The following is a 21,565-nucleotide window of genomic DNA, read 5'->3' on the forward strand; positions in this document are numbered from 1 at the left end:
CAGCGAGAAAGCGGCGACGGTTACCGGAAGGTAACGTCGAGCTCGCGCTAGGCCGCTCGTAGTTACCGTTCCGACAGGGCAACGGGTGCATTTTTTTCGTCTCCACTGTGCAGGGCCGTCCGAAAGCTACTTGGCATGCCCTTTGCTTATAGGGATACAGAGTACTGAAGCCGTCATTTCGTTTCAATAGGAAATATCGACATGTCCGACCCACAGATCTTCACCCGGCGCGGCTTTCTCAAGCTAAGCGGCACAGGTGGCGCGGTTGCGGCCGCGACCCTAATTCCTATCGTGCCCGTCCAGGCGCAGACACCGGCTGCGCCACACACTGGCACCACGCTGCCCTACCCCGTAAGGTCAATCGGCATGGCGAAAAAACTCGCGGCCGATACGCCGCTGCAATTCACCTATCCGGACAGCGCCTCGCCGTGTATCGCGGTGAAGCTAGGCCATCCAGTTCCCGGTGGCGTAGGGCCCGATCACGACATCGTCGCCTTTAGCACGATGTGTACCCATATGGGGTGCCCGACAGTGTTCGACAACAAGACGAAAACGTTCAAGTGCCCTTGCCACTTCAGCGAATTTGATGCCGAGAAAGCGGGTCAGATGATATGTGGGCAGGCCACCGAGAACCTCCCGCGCATTCTGTTGCGCTATGACGCCAGTTCGGATGCCGTTTCCGCAGTCGGCGTTGAGGGACTGATCTACGGCCGTCAGGCCAACATTCTCTAAGTCGGGAGGCTCTCATGTCTGCACCTAAAGACCGCATCACCCTGCCGCCCAAAGATGCTGCACGCACAAATATGACGTGCCACTTTTGCATCGTAGGCTGTGGGTACCACGTCTATAAATGGCCCGAGCAAAGTGAAGGAGGCCGCGCCCCGGATGAGAATGCGCTAGGCCAGGACTTCCGCCAGCAATTGCCGCCATTCGCCATAACGCTAACACCAGCGATGACCAACGTCATCACGCAGCGCGACGGGTCACGTCACAACATCATGATCGTTCCGGACAAGGAGTGCGTGGTCAATGGCGGCCTGAGTTCTACTCGTGGTGGCCGCATGGCGAGCTACATGTACACGCCCAATGGCGATGGGAAGGCGCGCTTGAGTCAGCCCCGGATGTATGCGGCCGACCAGTGGGTAGATACGCCCTGGGATAAGGCTCTAGCGCTATACGCGGGGCTGCTAAAGAAGGTGTTGGACAACGATGGCCCAGAAGGCATCGTGTTCTCCTGTTTCGATCACGGCGGGGCTGGTGGTGGGTTCGAGAACACTTGGGGAACGGGGAAGCTGATGTTCACTGCCCTGCAGACGCCAATGGTGCGCATCCACAATCGCCCTGCCTACAACTCAGAGTGCCACGCCACGCGTGAAATGGGCATCGGCGAACTCAACAATGCGTATGAAGACGCCGAGCTTGCCGACGTGTTGTGGTCGATCGGCAATAACCCCTACGAATCCCAGACGAACTATTTCCTCAATCACTGGGTTCCCAACCTTTACGGGCAGACCGTAGAAAAGAAGAAGGCGCGCTTTGCGGGGGAAGATCTTCCCGACACCCGTATCGTATTCGTCGACCCGCGAGACACACCGTCTATCGCGATAGCACGGCAGATTGTAGGAAAGGACAGATTGCTGCACCTAGCGATCGAACCAGGCACCGACATCGCCTTGTTCAACGGGTTGTTCACCTACGTGGTTGAGCAGGGTTGGATCGACAAGCCCTTTATTAAAGATCACACATCCGGGTTCGACGAGGCGGTTAAGGCGAACCGCATGTCCTTGGATGAATGCAGCAAGATTACGGGTGTGCCGGTCGAAGATCTCAAAAAGGCGGCAGAGTGGTCGTACAAGCCGAAGAAAACCGGGCAATTGCCCAGGACGATGCATGCCTATGAAAAGGGAATCATCTGGGGGAACGACAATTACGTCATCCAATCGGCACTGCTGGACTTGGTGATTGCGACCCACAACGTGGGACGCCGCGGCACAGGATGCGTGCGCATGGGTGGGCACCAGGAGGGGTATGCCCGGCCGCCCTACCCTGGCGACAAGAAGATCTACATCGATCAAGAGCTCATCAAGGGCAAAGGCCGGATGATGACCTGGTGGGGCTCCAATAATTTTCAAACCAGCAACAACGCCCAGGCGCTCCGCGTCGCCGTCCTCAAACGGGCGGCAATTGTGAAAGAAGCGATGCAGAAGGCCCGGGGCGCGTCCACCGAGGAATTGGTCGACATCATTTACGCGGCCACGCAACAGGGCGGACTATTTGTAGCGAGCATCAACCTCTATCCGACCAAGCTCGCGGAAGCTGCGCATCTCATGCTGCCAGCGGCTCACCCTGGCGAGACAAACCTCACTTCCATGAACGGCGAGCGACGCATCCGCCTATCTCAAAAATTCATGGACCCGCCCGGGGAAGCGCAAGCAGATTGCCTGATCGCGGCGCGAATCGCCAACACGCTAAAGGCGATGTATGAGAAAGAAGGCAACAGCAAAATGGTGGACCGCTTTTCCGGATTTGACTGGAAAACCGAGGAAGACGCATTCAATGATGGGTTCCGTCGCGCGGGCCAGGCTGGCGCGCCCAAGATAGACAGCCAGGGTGGTGATACGGGGCATCTGGTCACGTACGAACGGCTCGTCGCCGCCGGCAATAACGGTGTCCAGCTCCCCGTTCAGGCCTATGCCGATGGTCGCCTCAAAGGTACGGAGATGCTCTATACGGACGGTAAATTCGACACCTCTGACGGAAAGGCCCACTTCAAGCCAGCCAAGTGGCAGGGACTGCCCGAGACGGTTGCAGCACAAAAGAAAAAGTACAAGTTTTGGCTGAACAACGGTCGAAACAATGAAATTTGGCAAACCGCCTATCACGACCAGTACAACAGCTTCGCCCAGGAACGCTATCCGATGGCCTACATCGAGATCAATCCCGACGACTGTAAGGAGCTGGGGGTCGAGGCTTCAGACATTGTTGAGGTCTACAACGATTTCGGATCGACTTACGCGATGGTGTATCCCGTGCCTGAGATCAAGCGCGGGCAAACATTCATGATGTTTGGCTACGTCAATGGGATCCAGGGCGACGTTACGACTGACTGGACCGACCGCAACATCATCCCCTATTACAAAGGCACATGGGGAAACATCCGCAAGGTCGGCTCTGTCGAGGAGTTTCGACGCACGATCAGCTTCAAGAGCCGCCGATTTGTACTCGGCTAACTTCTTTCATCGAGTGGAGAATCAAGTTTCATGCGTACCATCAAACTGCTAGTTTCGCTCGGGTTGGCATCTACATCACTTGCCTGTTTGGCGGCGCCCGACGCTACGGTCAATGCAATTCTGAGCAAGAACAACTGCTTTGCATGCCATGCAGTGGACCGCAAAGTCGTGGGCCCGTCATACAAGGATGTCGGTGCCAAGTTCAAGGACGATCCCAATGCGGTGACCCTTCTCGTGGGCAAAATTAAGAATGGCAGCGCGGGCACATGGGGGCCCGTGCCGATGCCCCCCAACCCTGGCATCTCGCCCGACGAAGCCAAGCAGGTCGTGAACTGGATCCTTAGCGGCGCGCCGGGCTGACGCATCGTGTCATGGGGCGGGTTCGCGCTTAATGTTGGCGGCCCCTGCCCTGACCTACTAGCAACTCACATATCAAAAAATGATTGAAGCCCCCCTGCTTGATCGCCGAGTTGCTCGTTCGCAACTGACCGGACCTTTAACCGAACTGCCGATGGATCGACAGCCCGAAGACACGCTTGGACGCCCTCTTCGAGACTTACGAATTTCAGTGATTGATCAATGCAACTTTCGCTGCACGTACTGCATGCCCAGGGAGGTCTTTGGGGCCGACTACCCGTTCCTGCGCCGTGATGAATTGCTGACCTTTGACGAACTCGAGAGGACAGCCCGCGCGTTCATCCGTCTCGGAGTACGGAAAATCCGTTTGAGTGGTGGCGAACCTCTCTTGCGCAAGGACTTGGAGCACCTCGTGGCGCGGCTGGCGCGCCTTGTCACCCTTGAAGGCGAGCCGATCGACCTGGCCATGACGACCAATGGCGCGCTCCTGGCGCGCAAGGCACATGTTTTGGCGGCCGCCGGCCTTCGGCGTCTCAATGTCAGCCTCGATGCGCTCGCGCCGGCCACATTCGCTCGGATTGCCAATACGTCCGCATCCGTGGGGGATGTCTTGGAGGGAATTGCGACGGCTCACGATGCAGGCATTCGGCACATCAAGATCAACATGGTGGTGCAACGTGGGGTCAATGATGACCAGATCTTGCCTATGGCGCGGCACTTCCGCGGTACGGGCCATACGCTACGCTTCATCGAGTTCATGGATGTCGGCACGACCAACGGCTGGACGGCGCACGCTGTGCTGCCCTCCGATGACGTGTTGAAGCAAATCCATATGCACTTCCCGCTCGAGCCCGTGGCGCCTGCGACGCCGGGAGAAGTTGCTCGCCGCTGGCGATACCTGGATGGGCAGGGAGAAATTGGGCTGATCTCCAGCGTGAGCCATCCCTTTTGCGGTGATTGCTCACGGGCGCGTCTTTCGGCAGATGGCAAACTGTATACCTGTCTGTTTGCCGAGCAAGGCGACGACATCCGCTCGATGCTGCGGGCCGAAATAGATGATCAGACATTAGTCGCCGGGCTAGCGGCGCGCTGGCGGTCTCGTAGCGATCGATACTCCGAGGTGCGAGCAGGGACAAAGCGTCAGCACAAGATTGAAATGAGTTACATCGGCGGCTAGGGCCGCCAACGTGTCCGGTCAGCCCTTCTTCTTTTTCGTGCTGGTCGGCTTTTTGTTGACTACGATGTCGCAGTCGCAATGGCCGGCGAGTGCCGCGATTACGGGTGCGCAGGCCTCTGGATGGCCATGACAACAGTCCGTCAACATGAACGACATCAGCGTGCCCATGACACCCACATCTGCGCGGTAGATGATGCTCCGTCCTTGCCGATCGCCCCAAATCAATCCTGCTCGAGCGAGGACCGATAGGTGTTGGGATACCGTATTGTGCGGCCCCTCCACCAGCTCCGCGATCAGGCCGGCAGGCGCGCCTTCCGGCTCTCTTGCCATCAGGAGACGAAAAATCTCGAGGCGGGTAGGCTGAGAAAGCGCGTGAAACGCGCTTAAGGCGTGCTGAAACGTCATTCCATCGCGCGGAAGGTCCGGGTTGAAATGACTGGCAACCGCCGGCGAGGGCATGCTAGCTATGGCCATAGAAAGGTCGATGCATCGTTATTTCTGGATATCCGGACAGACTATATCCTATAGATGACAGATTGGTGTCAGCAACACTTGGGCAGTCCCTAATGAACTCGGTCTCGATGCACGTTGCACGGTGGGCAATCCTGTCTACTTCAGCGTGGCCAAATCCAATGCACGCATGAAAGCTACTATTTCGCGCTGAAGGTCGTTCACCAACCGGCGTTGGTCTATATCTATGCCAGCCACAGGCTTCCTATCGACGAGCTCAGTGAAATCTAGCGAAGCATGAAGCGCCAGGCCTGTGCTGAACTTCAACATTGTCGCGACCTCCTCCGGCGCCACCTCGACCTCTCCCGACCTGCGAACAAGCGATTGGTAGCCGTGATGTACATGCGCATGAAGCGTCTTCTTGGACTGCTCCCACATGGGCAGCAAGTCGCCATAGCGTTGGACCTTTGACTTTCGAACCAGTTGCTTTATGAAGCGCTGCGGCTCAAGGCTGTCTTGTCCCTCCTGGAATCGCTGAAGCTCGGGCTCCTCGGCCCACTGCAACCACAGGCCTCGGAAGTAAGCCTCTAACGATGGGCGCATCAGCGCAGCGGCGGAGGCGAAAAGGCCTTCCTCGATGAGCAGTACGCAGGATTTGTGGTGTTCGTGGACGACAGCGAACGCCGTCAACGCTAGATGATCGGCACTGGATGGGGCGATTCCGACCTCATACAACCTCTCCTCGGCCCATTCGGTAACGAGGCGTCCCAGGGCGCACAGTCTCTGCACCTTGTCGCTTTGCATGTAGGTTGGCCATACCCCGGCGAACTCAGCGTCCTCTTCGGACAAAGCGGCATTATTCAGACGGTCCACAGAGACCCCAAGTTAGGACACACTAGTCTCCCCATGCTAACAGTCCGCATTGAACGGCCCGCCCCGGCCGTTGAAATTCAGTGCCGCGGGCGGAAGCCTTCCACCACGGTTACGGGCGATTCGCCAACCCGTGACCAGCGGCTGCAACAGTTTCGGCGATATCCATCTTTCTCAAGCGCGATTTGCTGTCGCTCGAAGCGGTCTATATGTTGAATAAGGAATACTTATCCAACGTAGGCCGTCCACAACTGTACTGTTCAGTACGGCATACATATTATTTTCAACACTTCTGGCCGGATTTCACCAAGCGCCGGGCCTCGTCGCACTTTTGCCACACCGAATACCTCAATTCGCAGCCAACGGAATGGACTGGATATAATTCCAGTGCCTCTTCCGAGGCAACTGGACGTTCCACCTTTTCTTGGAGATGTGAAATGGCAGTTAATCCGAAGCAGACATCGCAGCGAGTCGCATCCACGGCGGGCAAGACGCTGGGCAATAGCAGTGCCAGTAACCTCCAACGTTCGTTGGCAGGCTCCGCCCTGCGCCAGGCCGGCAGTTCGGCGCAAACGAGTTCCAGCATGGAACAGAAGGCCTCCCGCGCTCTGGAGGGCAGCCGGTCCAGTCCTCTGACGAAGACGCTCGCGGGCAGTGTGGTGTCGCAGTCCAACCGTAAGCGATAAACGCCCTTGACGCGCTCAAAGCGCGCCCTTGCCTGCCATCGAACAGGCACCATTTCCTCGCTAGCGTACGCGATGGAAAGAGACCAATCGCCGCGACGACAGAGCGCGGCCTTAAATACATGGGTGTGAAGCCGCAGCGGGCTGTCAGGCGAGTGCGAACGCTGGTAATCAGCATCGCTGAAGACTTCCAACTAGAAGCCAACGCATTGCCCATGAACCGAAGGGGCATTGCAGATCCGGACACCGCTTTCGACCCGCCTTGCGCGGGTACAGCTTTCGCTGCCGGGAAGTGCTCAATCTCATCCGGTCGGTCACTTCGAGAGCCGGCATTTTAACAAATCGCGCAAAACTTGGGCTAATAGGCAGACTTCAATGTTTGCCGCACATCCAAGCGTCCCAGTCGCAGGCCGGTTTTACCTCAGCCCTTCGACGCGCGGCCAAATTGCTCCCTAACGTACGGCCTTTGCAGGCTGCGCGGCGTCTCAAGAAGCCGTCTGCGAGAACGCACGACAACACGTCCTTGGGTCGCCCTCTCCCCCAATAGCCAGCCGTACGGCATCTATGTGGAAGAAGCAGCAGTTTATGTCCCGACGGAGCAAGAAACACTGTCCGCCAGGTAAAACCGACGTCCAGCTGACCAGTGCAGCCCGGCCGGAACGCGAAGTAAATCGTGCCGTCAGCAGTTCATCGTACATAACGTAGTCACAGGAAACTATTTGATATAGTGAGCAGCACGGTATACGGCGGGCAGCCCTTCTTTCCCCCCAACGGCTGAATTCGCTGCGACGTCAACGAAGTGTCCACACGAGAAAGACAACTATGCGACTCAAGTCCGTCACGCTCACTAACTTCCGTGGCTATGGGGCGCCCACCACTATCCCCATAGATGAGGCCCTGACGGGTATCGTCGGGCGCAACGACTTCGGCAAGTCAACCATCTTGGAAGCACTGGCCATCTTCTTTGAAATCGAAGGCGCAAAGTCAGACAAAAGCGATATGAACTGCTTTCGTCTAGCAGAGGGTCATGACCAGTTCGAAATCGCATGCGAGTTCGACGCACTGCCGGATAGGTTGGTGCTGGATGAAAACGCCGAGACGACGTTGGCGCAAGAGTATCTGCTGAATGCGACCGGCGCATTGGAGATTGTGAGATCTTTCAAGGCCTCCAGTGGCAAGCTTGAGCGTACTGCTATCCGATGCCTTCATCCCGCGGACCCTGAGCTTGCTTCTTTACTTTCGCTCAAGATGGCGGATTTGAAGAAGCTTGGGGACCAACGCAAAATCGTTGAACAGGTTGCCGACAAGCGCGTGTCAGCACAGTGGCGTCTCGCGATTCGAAACGCAGCGCAACCGATCGCATGCTCCATCATTGATCTAGATGTGAGCAAGGGACTATCCACCGAAACCAAGTCGATTTGGGAACGAATCGAGGAACGGCTACCCACGTTCGCATTGTTCAAGTCTGATCGCGAGAGCAGCGATGGCGACGCGGAGGCCAAGAATCCCCTGCAGCAGGCAGTGCGTGACGCTCAGGCGGCACTACAAGCCGAAATTAGTGCATTGGAAAAGCAGATCGAGACTAGCGTTCTCGATGTGGCCAGTCGAACTCTCGATAAGCTGAGAGAAATGGCGCCGGAACTGGCCAATGAACTGACCCCTCGATTCAAGGAGAAGCCGAAGTGGACTTTCAACTTCACGCTCGACGGCGAGAACGGCATTCCGATTAACAAGCGTGGCAGCGGAGTTCGCCGGCTGATATTGCTCAACTTCTTTCGCGCCGAGGCGGAAAAGGCCGCGGCCGGCGCGCAAAGGAACGTGATCTACGCGATCGAAGAACCTGAGACGTCTCAGCATCCGAACTATCAGGTGATGCTGATGAAGGCGCTTCTGGACCTATCTCGCCAGCCAAACCGGCAGATCATCGTAACCACCCACGTCCCTGCGTTGGCCGGCCTGGTGCCCACCGAAGGGATCCGGTACGTCACTAAGGACGCCCAGGGCGCCCCAACCGTAAAAATGCCGGATCATGCCGTGCTTAAGGAAGCTGCGGAGAGCCTGGGGGTGCTACCTGAAACAGGGATGGAACGTGCCAGGGCGGTCGTCCTAGTCGAAGGCAAATCAGACGTAACGTTCCTACGCCATGCGGCGAGGCGCCTTGCTGCAGCCGGGCACCTCGCGTCGGCGCTTGAAGACGCGGGCGTCGTTCCATTGCTCATTGGCGGGTGCGGCAGCGTAAAGCACTGGGTCACGTTAAATCTGGCAGATGATCTGGGACTGCCCTGGTGCGTATTCTTGGACTCCGACGTGGGGGGGAGTCCAGAACAAATGGCATCTATCGTCAAACGACGACAAGAGGTGGAGGCAGCTGGTCGCCCCTTTTATGCAACCCGCAAGCGGGAGATCGAAAACTATCTCTGCCCCAACTTGATCGAAGCCGAGGCCGGTCAAAGAGTGAACTTCACGGACACATGCGACGCCAAGAAGATCATCGGAAAGGCCGTCGGAATTAAGCCGGACGACGTGATAGACAAACTATGGCCGCTGATGACTGCAGACCAGATTCTCAGTTGTTCAGCCTACGACGACGAAGGCGGGAGCCGTTCAGAACTGAAAGAGCTGTTAGAGGAATTTCTAAGACTCGGAGCCTGAGCACAATCTGCTTCAACGGTCGAAACTGGTGACGTTGGCCTACCTTTGTTATCTCAGACTTTGGGAAGAGTTTTATGGCGACATACCCGCAAAGGGTTAGGGACAATATTCTCCCTCTTTCTGTTGGCTCCAGCCTGCCGGAGGCGTTCGAAGAATGGTCGTTCACCAACAGAACCCATGATCACGAAACCGCCACGGAGATCTGCCAGCTCTGCAATCAGGAAGAGCTGCGGTATCACTTCGAAATAAAGAACAGCCTCACCCACCACCACTTGTGGGTTGGATCGCAATGCATCCTCAAGTTCAACGTCTCCGTTTTTGAGCAGGGTAGAAAGCTCTCCTCAGCGGATGCGAAAAAGAAGCTGGACAGGTTGATGCAGCAGATGCGCCTAGAAGCCTGCATTCGCGCGCTTGAACGCTTAAATGACGCCGAGCCTAATGAAATTTTGGCGAATGCATTGACGTTCTATAAAACCAACAAATTTCTAACGCCGAAATTCGGCTTTGTCGTTCTATGGCGCCTTCAACGACATGCCATTGATCACAATCCCTCGTTCCTCAAGATCAGCCTAAAAAAAAGTAGGTACAAGGATGCGTTGCGAGCTATGCCTCTTAGCCACGTTCACGTCCTTTGGCCGGCTTTAACCACGGCGCAACGAAACGTTGCCCTTGCCATGGGGCACCTACCGCCCGCTACTTGAGGCGGGGCGCGCGGCGCTAGAGAGCCCTCCGCTTGTCCCGTGGCATACGCCGCCAATATGCCGCCAACTGCCCCCGAGCTGACGGAGCCTTGCGCGGCCGCCGCCATCAGTTGAGCCCTAGCTCACCGCTTTTCATCGTAACCAGTCGCAGGGCACGCCTAGGACAGGCAGCCAAGGCGTCGGTCGTGAACGCCTTGATCTAGCGACCTAAGTCGTCGTGCTCGTATCATTGGAATTTATGCACGTTCCACTGCAGGCGACTGTAGGCTCCTGATGAACCCCTCTCAATCAACTAACGAGGCAGCGCGCCGATCGGAGCGCTGCCTTAGTGTAGAGCCGTCCGTCGACTCCGCTATTCGCGCGCTGCTGCGCGAAGGCAGCTCCACAAACACGCTCGTTTCCTATCGCGCCGCCATCAAATATTGGTCCGCCTGGCATAGTCTGCGTTTCGGTCGGGCGCTGACGCTTCCCCTGTCCGTAGAAGCAATCCTGACGTTCATCACGGATCACGTGGAACACGTCGCCTCCGATGGCTTGCGGCACGGGCTTCCTGATGATGTTGACCGCGAACTCGTGCGCCTGGGCATCAAGAAGAAAGCGGGTGCTCTGGCTCTCTCTACGGTTGAACACCGTGTGGCCGTGATGTCTGAGGCACACCTTGCTCAACGCATGGAGAGCCCATGCCGCGTGCCTGTAGTTCAAAGGTTGCTATCACGAATCCGGCGTGCGTACGTCAAGCGGGGCGTGCGACCTCAGAAGGTGGACGCTTTAACATTGCACCCACTCAAAAAAATGCTCGAAACCTGCGACGACTCGCTATTGGGCATACGAGACCGCGCCCTTCTCTTGTTCGCCTGGTCGAGTGGCGGTCGACGGCGGTCAGAGGTCGTAGCGGCAACCGTGGAGAACACCAAGCGACGCGGCGAGAGCTACGTGTTCATTCTGGACCAAAGCAAAACAAATCAAGAGGGCCGGATTGATGCGAACAGCTACAAACCGATCGTGGGTGCGGCAGCCGATGCGCTGACGCACTGGCTTCAATCAGCGGGTATCACTGAGGGGCCACTCTTTCGACGGGTACGCCGCCACGGTGTTGTGGGTGGCCCGTTAAGCACAGAATCCGTCCGGCGAATCGTCATCGAGCGTGCAAAGCGCGCCGGTTTGGACGGAAGGTATGCCGCTCACAGTCTACGAGCCGGGTTCGTCACCGAGGCTGGATCTCAGGGCATACCAATGGCAGAAATCATGGCAATGACCGGACATAGCAGCGTCGCGAGCGTCGTCGGCTACCACCGGGCAGGCTCTTCCGTACGCTCCGCAGCAGCACGCCTCTTTGATGGCGCCGAAGAGCGCAGTGAAACTACCACTTGAGGGGGAACCGTAGGCCGGAGATGCACTCAGCGTGGTCGGACGATACCTAAATCTGAACGCCGGAACTCCGCAACGCCCCTCCGCTTCAACCGCTCTTCATAGGAGCGAAATCCAAAGCGCCCATCCTCGTAAAAGCGCTAATTCAATATCGACCATAGCCGACAGATTCGCTCGACGTCTCGCATCCAGGGCCCTACCCCACCCTGTGCTGATGCGTCCCCGCCTGCAGATCCGCACCTCGCCGAATTTTAATCGAACATTTTTCTGAACTTCACAGCCAGAGCAACCTCGCATTCAAGCAGAATTCGAACGCGCATTATCATTGGCGTGAACTAAGCCTATTCATAATCAAAAAGCCACTAGCGTTCCGCCAGCGATATTAATAGGTTTTGCACCTCTAACTCTATCATTTATTAAACAGTTGCTAGAGCAAACCTCAAGGCGTAGAGTAAAAGGCGCTAAATGGTCGAACCTCGCCGGAGGTCAAGATGCCCGGGCTGACCAAGACACCGCCGCGTCCTGCGACATCTTTAAGAAGCAAACTCTCGAACGCACAAGACCTGCGTGGCTACGCCGTCGAGGTGCTTTGGTACACCTATAGTCCGAAGGCAGACGATGACGTCGTCCTGCGCTCAAAGCTAGCGTGGTGGCTTTTTCTGCATCTCGAGATCGACCATTCGATTTCAAGACTCGAATACTACGCTCCAGGCAAGGGTACATGCCCGAGATGCAAGGCCAGGATCACAGCAATCGGATCATCCCCAGCATCTGATTATGTGATTTTCTCTGCCCATTCGGGCGGGCCGGCACGTGCACCGGCGCATATCCCATCCCACGACACAGGCGATGGCGCGCTCCACTTAATGTATCCCGAAGGATTCTTCGTCGAACACCAGGAGCGCCTGCGCAACGTGGCTCGGTTGCTAAAACTGGCGCACCTTAATCGATATGTAGCGATCAATTTGGAGCTAGATATCCTTCATGCCTTCTTGCGCCGCCACGATCGAGTAACCATAAGGCAGATAGTCACCCTTGCCAAGGATGAGGACGCACGATCCCGGTTACTCGCGGCAGTTGCATCACAGTTGCTGAGTGGCGCGCTTTGCGGAACGCTAGATATCTTGCCACTTTCATACAGCACCGAGATCTGGATGGGCTAAAAGATGGGAAGGCACCTTATCAGCAGTTTACCTGAATGGCTGAAGGATACGTCTCGATGGCCGGCGTTAGATATGTCTCAAATGCCGGAGAGCCAAGCCGAAACATACGCTAAGTATCAACGTGCGATTACTGCCTACGTTAGAGGGACTTCCCTTGCCGCTGTCGCAAGAGACGCGGGAATACCACGCACAAAAATATCCAAAAAACTTGCGCGCTGTCTGACGCTAGCAAGTGATGGCGCTATTCTGGGCTGGCGCGCATTACTGCCGTATGTAAGAGCGTCCTCTTACACTCGCATTGCCAACCCTCCCACTGGGGCTGAAGCTGCACACGGTTATGCGGGCGCATTTAGTCAATTCTTAAAATCCTATCCCGAAATCGAGCTGGAACTCCGGAAGCGGATTAACCAAAAAAATCATCCAGAAAAAGATAAATCAAAACGTTACTGGATCGGAACGCTAGCAGACGATTTCCAAAAAATATGTAGAGCCCATGGTTTAACGGAGAAGGACTATCCGCTTTGTAGCCCAGGAAAAGCTATTAGGTCGCTATACCGATACAAGACTCTACTTGAGTCATGCGGGCAAATCAGTGCCGTCAATTCGACCGGGGCGCGGGCACCGGAAGTGGGTACCGGGTTGCAGAGTGAATTGACTTTGTTCTCCAACGCATACGACCTCGCTTCCATTGACGGGCATCGCATAGATTGTTTTGGTACCGTGGCCATCCAGACGCCGGATGGGCCCGCATATATACCCTTCGAGCGGCTCTGGCTCATCCCGATTCAGGAAGCGATTAGCCGTGCCGTACTTGGATATCGATTGTTCATCGGTTCACACATCACTAGTGCCGCGGTTGAGGATGCCATTCTTCACGCGTTAACTCCTTGGGCTCCGTGGGAGTTTAAAACAAAAGATATTGAATACATTCAAGGCGCGGGATTTCCTTCGATGATCCCAGAACTGGCAAAGTGTTTTCCAGCAATCCTGACATTAGACAATGCTTTGGAACATCTCTCTGATCGTATACGGGAAAAGGTGCGCCGCCGACTAGGATTGCACCTTTGCTATGGAGCTATTGGAAACTGGTCGCACAACAGTCTTCAAGAGCGCCTTCATCGAGCCCTTGAAGCTCGGGGGTTTCATCGTATTCCGTCCACCACGGGCGGCCGGTCGGACCTGCTTCGTATGGACCCCGTTAGCGAGGCTAAGGCCCATCAAATCGAGTTAAATGAACTAATTGAATTCACTGAGGCGCTCATTGCGAACTATAACGCAACACCGAAGCGGTCTCTTGGCCGTAGATCCCCGCTTCAAGTCCTTAAAGAGGCAGTAAATGATGGGATCTTAGGAATAATCCCATGCCGTATTTCGCCACCGACGCATTCAGTCCCGGAGCTGGGAGTGATGACGGAGGTTAGAACAGTGCGTAATGCTCGCCACAAGCGCAATCCTTACGTTCAATTTGACAATCTAGAATATACCAGCCAGAAACTGGTCGGGTCCCCCCATCTTGTGGGCCAGAAGCTAGTCCTTCACATTCCGGATCGGGACATTCGAAAAATCGAAGCTTATCGCGGTGACGGCCAATATTTCGGCTCCCTCCGCATCATGGGTCGTTGGCGCTTTCAGCCTCTTCCTAGAGAGCTTCATAACATGATGTTGCATCGGGACGAATATATCGACACCCCTCCAAGCGCGTGTGAAGAACGTGGAGATTTGGACCAGTTCTCACGCCAAGTTGAAAGCGGCACATTGGCAGATGCTAGGAAGAGGCCGAAAAAACTTTCGAAATTTGCGACACAGCTGGCCAAGTTTCGCCACGCAAAAAGCGAGCGTAGGCCTTATCAGCAACGCGAAACCACCTCCTCCCTGAGGCCTAAGAAGAGTATATCTGTCGAAGTATCAACGCGGCGGCCACTTCCACAATCATCTGGGAGCACAAAATGGAGATCAATCGTAAAGTAAACCCTAAGGGGTCTCAAATTAATTATTCCTCGTCCTTTAAGTCACCGCGCGTGGCGCGCGAAGTGTTTCTTAGGGAGGGGGCAACGCGGGACAGAGCAACCCGTTATCATCCACTCGTCCAAAATAAACTTATCCTTCCTACGCCACCTTTGCAAGATGCGTTTAAGACAATAGCGGACAAAGTTTTTTACAACACGCCCGGGACTTTCTTCATAGGAAGGTCCCGGATTGGAAAGACCTTCGCCATAGCCGGACTTATCTCATTTTTGGCGGAGACCTTTCTCGATGTAGCATTCTGCACATTTCTTGCAAATGACCATGATGCGCCAACCGAGGCGGCACTCTATGGCGACATGCTCGTATCCCTTGGCCTTCACAAAACCATTACCAGTCGTTCATCTGCGTGGCAGCGGCGTCGCGCTCTAGTCGCTGGTTTGATAGCACTCGCGGAAGCGCGAAACGCAGGCTGCATTGTAATCTTTGTGGATGAGGCACAAAACTATACGCCACCCGATTTAACGAGATTACGCGACGTGTCAAACGAACTAGGCCTCCATGGAATCAGTCTCCAAACGATATTCTTCGGGACGGATCAGCTCTCTGCCGCGAAGGTCGATCTGAGAGAAAAAGACAGAGACGACATCGTTGGCCGGTTTCTCTTGAACAAATATGAATATCGAGGAATAGAATCCATCTCGGAATTACACGCATTACTTAGTCTTTGCGATGACCCCTCTATGTGCCCCTACCCTGAAGGTTCTGATATATCCATAACCGAATTTTTTATGCCGGAACAGTACGCGTCTGCTTGGCGCTTGGCTCAGGAGGCAGAGAGACTCTATGCCCTGCTATGCCCGAGGGGAAAAAACCGTGACATGCAGGTTGGAATGCAGACGCTGTCGGAGACTATCCGGACATTTCTTTTCCGCAAGTGGACCGGGGTAGCGGCAAGCCCTGAAAATCTCGACGCAGCCTGGCGCGAATCTTTGGAGAGCGCGAGAAGGTGGCCATGAGCCGAATGGGGTGCAGTTCCATGGGGAAGGACAGCCAGGCACAGGATGGCTTAATCATTGTAAGTCGTGCTTGGCTGTACCCCTACGAGGATCCAGCCTCTCTCCTGTTGAAGTTAGCAGATGCCAACGGCACAGATCCAAAGAGCATTTGGGAGCTCCATCAACAGGAATTACTACCAAAATCAATATCTGCCCGCCTCAGATATAGAATTCAGGGAGCCACTGATAGTCTAATCCGTATCGCGCCTACGGGGCGATACTGCCCAATATGCATTTCACATGGATATCGTTCACTCTATTGTGACGTGTTGTCGCTAGTCCGCTGTCCGTTGCATGGCGATTCATTCTTAAGAAGCTGCCGCGCCTGCGGATATCCAGTTTTGGACAATAGGGAATGGTTTCCACGTCCGCCTTTTACCTGCAGAAATTGTGCGATGCCACTTGGCCAAAAGGGATTGTGGCACCCAATGGATAGATATCGCACACCAATGCTATCGAATTTGTCAATAAGGCTATCATACGGTCTTGTCGGTCGATGGATAGCGTCACTGGGGCGTGAAATTCTGAGTATGCCGCTTCAGCGCATCCCACAGATCACGACGGGAAACGGAACGACCTGGACATGCGATCCTGCCGCCGACGCCACGTCGCGCCTCTCATTAGCGTTTGCATGCTTTCCACCCCCCTGCGGCCTAGCGCACTACTTCAAGTGGAAACCGGCCAAGACTGTGTCGTTGCCCGCGGCCACCCCATTTATGCAGGACACTCTGCGCGCAAACCCAGTCAGATTTGAATATCTACTGATCCGCAGAAGGTTGCTGAGGGTAGCCAAGGTTACTCATTGTCGGTGCGGCAACGCGTTGCACACGGGCGCTTGGATGCCTTCTATGATTGGGACCGGGAGCCTCCCCATATTCCCTCGCTGTCCCTTTTTGCTAGCAATAGAAGCGTGGCGGCATCATTTTGAAGGTATGGTTTCTGCCCGTCCCCGGCAATCTGTGCGACTCTCCGAACGCGGCGAGGAGCTGCTCTTTGCGGCTGGCTCTTCGCAAGCCCGATTGTGGATACTGCTTTATTGCTTCTATCAAATATTTGGATGGACCAATCAATGGGTAGAAACTCGGATCAAGCTAATTAATGGACCCTTTAGTTCGCGACGCTCTATCGAACGCATGGCATTGATGGAAGAACTCTACAATAATTCGCCCATCCACTGCCAGCTACTTCAGCCACCCATCGGTCTGTATATACGATTTCTAGATACAATTGGAAAACAAGGTTCGATCGCCCTCCTAACCCCCCCTCCCGACTTAAGACTGTCAGTACGGTGTATTTGGTCGAGGCACTTGAAAGAAGTGGGCTTCGCGCGTCTCTGGCCCGCATGGGGCGCATTCCGCACCACCAAACAACTATCCCGAGCCGTCGCTTTTCGTCCCTAAAATTGGCATCTCGTTTTTGAAAATAATCCACACATTTAAGAGCCCGGCAACTCGTCAGCCAAGTTGAGTGCCCGAGATTCGTTCGCTCACAGTGTTCATATTCTCGGCGCTATCACGGCAGCGTCCTGAGTAACCGACACGCGCCCGAAAGCGGGCAGAAGAGAGATTTGTGTCCATTGACGGTTTATCGCCAACTTTGTGTCCACCGTCAATGACACAAATGTGGCTCATTGGTGTCAGCATCTCATAGAGAGGCCGCTGCGTTTCGTGAGCCAAATTCTTGTCAACCGACTCCCATTACGAAGAACGCTTCTTGACTGGAGCCCGCGGTATCCGGCCCGCAAATCGCAGCGAGCAATCCCACGCGATACGCTCAACCGGACCAGCCCACTTGTTCCGCGGCGGTCGCTCCACTAGGTGTACGTATGTCGCCGAAGCCGAGCCGTTCACTGATGATGTCAGGGTCGAATCGGTCAATCGTGAGACGAGTGTGCTCATCGGAGAAAATCGTCTCCGAAACCTGCGGTCCCCACAGGCCGGGATGCTCGGCGTCTGCAAAGTTAATGATCCAGTGGCGAACGCGCCTGGCAACTGATTCAGGATGGGGTGGTAACTAGTAGCTTGATGAAGCCGCCTCAGAAACCCGCCCCCCTGCTCCGCCTGGTCGGCGAAAGTTGCTCCACTATCATCGCGGAAAGGTTTTATCCTCAACGCGCTACTCGCGAAGAATACCGGCCAATACCGGCGACTACCTTCACATCGCTTCTAGAATTCCGAATGAGTTTTCCTGGAATTTCGTGGGAACCGGGCGGCGACACGACGCCGCCACTTCCAAGACCATCTATAGACGACCTAGTCATTCGGCTCATTCAAACAAAGCAGAACGCATTTTCCTGATAATTTTCCGACGAGACTTATTGGTTGCGAAGTTATACCGCCATCCAATGAAACCTCAACAACCAGATCTTGATTTTCGAAAGTCCTAAGCTCTTTAATCAGCTGGGTAATAGACTTCCCTCGCACAACCCAATTTTCTTTACTACCACCAAACATATCAATCTCCATACGGTACAAACTTATATCGTACGATCCTAGGACAGAACACTACCCACCTAGCACACCGCTCAACTCCTTGATCTTGGCGGCGCCAAAGATTTGCATATAGTTGACGGCGGCGGCCTGGACGAAAACTGGCTGGCGCCCCGGTCACATTGCTACTGGCTGCGCCCCAGAATGACCGCAGCCCACTGGCTATACGTCCCCTGCGCGCCCCACGTCGTCTAGTTGTTTACTCGAACGTGACGACCAGCGCCTCACCGTCCCCGGATATCAATCTATACTTTACGAGCACCGCCCACGCAAACTTCGAAAAATTTCGGCAGCCATAACATGATCGACACCATTCAAATAAATTGAAAAGACGCACCCTCGAGGCTCTTCCTTCCACGCAACAAACACGTCATCCCCAGGAGAGCACGAGAACTTGCAAAACCGGCCAAGCCATCATTCGCCTCCTTTAAAAGTTCTGACATTATTTTCACCGAGGATTTTCGTAGCGAGCTTAATTACTGACTGCGGCGGCAATCAGCTGATCTGTCCCGTGTACGGTGACAGTACCTGCTGGCCACCAGTCTTAGGATTATCCGAGGAGATGTAGCAATCGGCACCAGGAGCGATAAACATTACCCGCCCGTCGTCGAGAAGTTTTTCGAGGAGTGAAAAAAAAAGTTCCCTTTGTTCGATAAATTTGACACTTGGATTCCAACCACACACAGAGCCGAACAGACCCGAAATCCATCGGCCAAATGCATCTCTAACTATTTCATGCTCATGTGGGATATCCATAACTGATTGCAGTCAAGACCGCATGGGTCGAGGCCTCCGAATTTCTTCTTCCAGTTGTAGAACGTGGCCTCGCCTACGCCCATCTTGCGGCAGACCTCGGGCACGGCGGTTCCCAGTTCGGATTGCTTGAGTGCGAAGGCTATTTGCTCTTCGGTGTATTTGGATCTCTTCAAGGCATGGCTCCTTTTCCATATGGTGAAATCATGCCGGATTTCTCTAATTTAGATCGATACTAAAAACTGGGTTAGAGTCAATCCAAAGATGGACCGCTAAATAAGACTTACCAATACTAGAGAATGGACCCATTACCATCGGGCTTTGATTTTCGGCCATCAAATGGTTTTATTCCTACTGCCGACGCCTTAGAAGAATACATACCAATTCCCCCAACGACCATACCAACCAAGGCTAAGAAATACATATCAAACCTCAGGCCAGCAGCACAAAGCGCTATGCCTGCAAGGGAAAATAGTATACGAACCGGGCGGATAAAATTTCCTTTATTTATAAACATAGAACCGCCCTATTCACGTATCGAATCTTTGACAACACCACGCCCCTTAATCACCTTACCAACTTCCTTGAACAATGGATTAAGAGCCGGCCATGATTACTATAAATTGCCAGCCCTTTTACCCGCCAAACAAGATTTTGCGAGCGATTATCTGTCTGGCCTGGGTTGATACATCACAAAATCCGCTGCCTGCGATCACCTTCACGACGCCCTGGCTTTCAGCGACATCGAATCCCTGATCTTTCAATAGATCACAACTTAATACTTTGTCGACTCCCACTCTCGACCAGAATTTTTCGCCCAACCACATCAATCTTCCAATTGCCTCAACATATCCGATCTTAAGCTCGGTCCGCCCGGGGTTATGGGATGTGTCAATCTCCAATTGATTGAGGGGGGCAGGCAATCCATTGGATCTTTTTGGAATATCTACAGTTGAACGACCTGCCTTCTCGTACTCCAGAGGATCTTTAGCATTTTGCCAATATTCATATTCAATGTCGTATATCCACGCTTGAATAAATCCATCAGTAGGGATAAGGAACTGAGCAAATTCTTGCATAGATGCATCTGTGGAGATGCCTTTACCGGACACTTCGAGAAAACAAATCTTCCAGGCCGGCAGCCTACCAAACATGAAGTCCATCCCTTTTGACCCTACCCCACTGGGCCAGGTATTTTTCTTCGAAATTACCGCCTCGAGTTCTGGAATCGAAATATCACACCCTTTAACGGAGAAACTTTCTGGCAACCCCATTTCCCTCAAGGCGACCAGAATCAACTTGAAATAATCAAGCCCAGTTATCTCATTAGAATCAAAGACGAGTTTAATGCGGTCCACTCTCGCTTCCCGTTTGCATTTACTGGATTTCAACTTCCAAGGTATGCCCGCCCTTGGAAAAATCGGCCTGAATATCAGCGATTACCAAATCGACACCATGGGAAGTCATAATCTGATTTTTATTGGGAGCGTTCCAAAACTTCAAAGACTCTCGCCACAGCACAAAACCAATTTTATCGTTGCCTGGAAAGAACATCTCCCCCTGAACGGTCGCCGTTCTATCTCCAATTTTTACTTGGATGTGCCCCCGAGAGACTTCAAGAATCATACATCGCCTCTTATATGAACAATTTTCTCAGCCGTACAGGGCCAGTAATAATAATTTCATCTGCGGCAAGCTCTTTCATCAGCGCAGGCAACGCCGCCGCCTCCCAAATATTTCCAGGTCGCAAACTCTGCTAGATTACTGCACGCCCCGCTTGCGTCGCAATCTTCTGGGCTATATCTGCGCTACCAACTCCATCTGTTCTGGCAGACCAAAAAACCGCCTCACTTGGGTTAGCAGATACACCTTTTGGACCCGCAGCCGCTGCAGCCCTCCCTTACTCACAACCCTTACCCCGACCTTCTCGGCAATTATCGCCCCGTCTTTGGCAGTTCCCGGATTTTCCGGCGGGCCGCGACCACGACCGGCGTTCCCATCCCAAATCCGCCGCTGCCCGTCGATATCGACGAACCCGCATCCTTGGTCGCGCCGCCGGCCACTTGGCCGCCCTTAGTGGTGCCCAGGCCCGGATCAGCCGCCTTGGCGTCCCCGCCAAACCCAAACCCTCCCCCCACCGACACCTGGCTGCCGCTATAGCGCGCCGTGTTCTTGAGGTCTTCCGTAACCAGCGTGCCCGTGGTCAGCTTGTTCAGACCATCGGCCACCGCCTTGTTGCTGCTGGCGATGACGCTGCCGATCAGCGTGGTGTTGTTCTTGACGTCGATCAGGAACCCACCGTCGCCCGCCCACAGGCCCGTCTGCTCCGTGACGGACTTGAAGTCGGTTCATCTTGCCGGTGCTGGCGTTGGCCGAGATGCTGCTCGAACCCGCGCAGTACGGCGGGATGCACAAGACCAGCCCAAAGCCCGCGCTCTTGTTCTTGGAGTCGTACTTGCTGCTGTCCTGCAAGCTCTCCAGCAGCAGGTTGCCGCCTACCGACGCGATGATCTGCTCGGCCTTGCCTGTCGCGCCCTTGAGCGTGGTGTCGCCGCCTGACTGAATCGCCAGTATGTTGCCGGCGGTGACGTGAGTGTTGGTCCAGCTTTCGTCCTTCCCGTTGGCGTTGCCGCGTCCGACATATCGCCCCGA

General features: G+C 54.6%; 15 protein-coding genes and 2 pseudogenes. 10 read left to right on the plus strand and 7 right to left on the minus strand.

What is annotated here, in order from left to right; genetic code table 11:
* The first annotated feature begins 201 nt into the window (after positions 1-201).
* The 4 genes from HLG70_RS07540 to moaA all read left to right on the plus strand — a co-directional run bounded on the left by HLG70_RS07540 (position 202) and on the right by moaA (position 4,764).
* Positions 202-732 (plus strand): arsenate reductase (azurin) small subunit, encoded by a 531-nt coding sequence (locus tag HLG70_RS07540; RefSeq protein ID WP_171662366.1) that lies wholly within the window; start codon positions 202-204, stop codon positions 730-732.
* A 14-nt stretch (positions 733-746) separates the two neighbouring features.
* On the plus strand, positions 747-3,230 hold the full coding sequence (locus HLG70_RS07545; protein ID WP_171662365.1) for an arsenate reductase (azurin) large subunit: 2,484 nt from the start codon (positions 747-749) through the stop codon (positions 3,228-3,230).
* A gap of 30 nt (positions 3,231-3,260) precedes the next feature.
* Entirely contained in the window at positions 3,261-3,590 is a 330-nt protein-coding gene (locus HLG70_RS07550) for a c-type cytochrome (RefSeq protein WP_171662364.1), read from the plus strand.
* Positions 3,591-3,669: 79 nt separating this feature from the next.
* On the plus strand, positions 3,670-4,764 hold the full coding sequence (moaA, locus tag HLG70_RS07555) for a GTP 3',8-cyclase MoaA (RefSeq protein ID WP_434082300.1): 1,095 nt from the start codon (positions 3,670-3,672) through the stop codon (positions 4,762-4,764).
* An 18-nt stretch (positions 4,765-4,782) separates the two neighbouring features.
* On the opposite strand, the gene HLG70_RS07560 is transcribed toward moaA, so the two are convergent.
* Both HLG70_RS07560 and HLG70_RS07565 read right to left on the minus strand, forming a co-directional pair.
* Positions 4,783-5,223, minus strand: coding sequence for an ArsR/SmtB family transcription factor (locus HLG70_RS07560; protein WP_250157078.1), 441 nt, complete (start codon positions 5,221-5,223; stop codon positions 4,783-4,785).
* A gap of 150 nt (positions 5,224-5,373) precedes the next feature.
* A complete protein-coding gene (locus tag HLG70_RS07565) occupies positions 5,374-6,087 on the minus strand; it encodes a DUF6988 family protein (RefSeq protein ID WP_171662363.1) in 714 nt (237 codons plus the stop codon).
* Positions 6,088-7,589: 1,502 nt separating this feature from the next.
* Here HLG70_RS07565 and HLG70_RS07570 point away from each other — a divergent pair.
* The 6 genes from HLG70_RS07570 (at position 7,590) to HLG70_RS07595 (ending at position 15,632) form a co-directional block, all read left to right on the plus strand.
* On the plus strand, positions 7,590-9,419 hold the full coding sequence (locus HLG70_RS07570) for an ATP-binding protein (protein WP_171662362.1): 1,830 nt from the start codon (positions 7,590-7,592) through the stop codon (positions 9,417-9,419).
* Between the two features lie 74 nt (positions 9,420-9,493).
* A complete protein-coding gene (locus HLG70_RS07575) occupies positions 9,494-10,120 on the plus strand; it encodes a hypothetical protein (protein ID WP_171662361.1) in 627 nt (208 codons plus the stop codon).
* A gap of 273 nt (positions 10,121-10,393) precedes the next feature.
* On the plus strand, positions 10,394-11,491 hold the full coding sequence (locus tag HLG70_RS07580; RefSeq protein ID WP_171662360.1) for a site-specific integrase: 1,098 nt from the start codon (positions 10,394-10,396) through the stop codon (positions 11,489-11,491).
* 488 nt (positions 11,492-11,979) lie between these two features.
* Positions 11,980-12,651: a hypothetical protein gene (locus HLG70_RS07585; protein WP_171662359.1), complete on the plus strand. Its 672-nt coding sequence runs from the start codon at positions 11,980-11,982 to the stop codon at positions 12,649-12,651.
* 72 nt (positions 12,652-12,723) lie between these two features.
* On the plus strand, positions 12,724-14,619 hold the full coding sequence (locus HLG70_RS07590; RefSeq protein ID WP_171662358.1) for a hypothetical protein: 1,896 nt from the start codon (positions 12,724-12,726) through the stop codon (positions 14,617-14,619).
* On the plus strand, positions 14,598-15,632 hold the full coding sequence (locus HLG70_RS07595) for an ATP-binding protein (RefSeq protein ID WP_171662357.1): 1,035 nt from the start codon (positions 14,598-14,600) through the stop codon (positions 15,630-15,632). Before HLG70_RS07590 ends, HLG70_RS07595 begins: the two co-directional genes overlap by 22 nt.
* A gap of 3,313 nt (positions 15,633-18,945) precedes the next feature.
* Here the strand turns inward: HLG70_RS07595 and HLG70_RS07600 are convergent.
* From HLG70_RS07600 to HLG70_RS29720, 5 genes and pseudogenes are all read right to left on the minus strand, one after another.
* Positions 18,946-19,089 (minus strand): annotated as a pseudogene (locus HLG70_RS07600) (transposase); the annotation flags it as partial.
* A gap of 459 nt (positions 19,090-19,548) precedes the next feature.
* The gene (locus tag HLG70_RS07605) at positions 19,549-20,271 is read right to left on the minus strand and encodes a hypothetical protein (RefSeq protein WP_171662356.1); all 723 of its coding nucleotides are present in this window, start codon (positions 20,269-20,271) and stop codon (positions 19,549-19,551) included.
* A 19-nt stretch (positions 20,272-20,290) separates the two neighbouring features.
* Positions 20,291-20,539 carry an Imm74 family immunity protein gene (locus tag HLG70_RS07610; RefSeq protein ID WP_171662355.1) on the minus strand — a complete coding sequence of 83 codons (249 nt, stop codon included), beginning with the start codon at positions 20,537-20,539 and terminating at the stop codon, positions 20,291-20,293.
* A gap of 308 nt (positions 20,540-20,847) precedes the next feature.
* A complete protein-coding gene (locus tag HLG70_RS07615) occupies positions 20,848-21,141 on the minus strand; it encodes a hypothetical protein (protein WP_171662354.1) in 294 nt (97 codons plus the stop codon).
* A pseudogene (locus HLG70_RS29720) lies at positions 21,068-21,490 on the minus strand (hemagglutinin repeat-containing protein); the annotation flags it as partial. The gene HLG70_RS07615 and the pseudogene HLG70_RS29720, both read right to left, overlap by 74 nt.
* Between the last annotated feature and the right edge of the window lie 75 nt (positions 21,491-21,565).

The sequence above is a fragment of the Achromobacter deleyi genome, from assembly GCF_013116765.2.
Classification (GTDB): domain Bacteria; phylum Pseudomonadota; class Gammaproteobacteria; order Burkholderiales; family Burkholderiaceae_B; genus Achromobacter; species Achromobacter deleyi_A.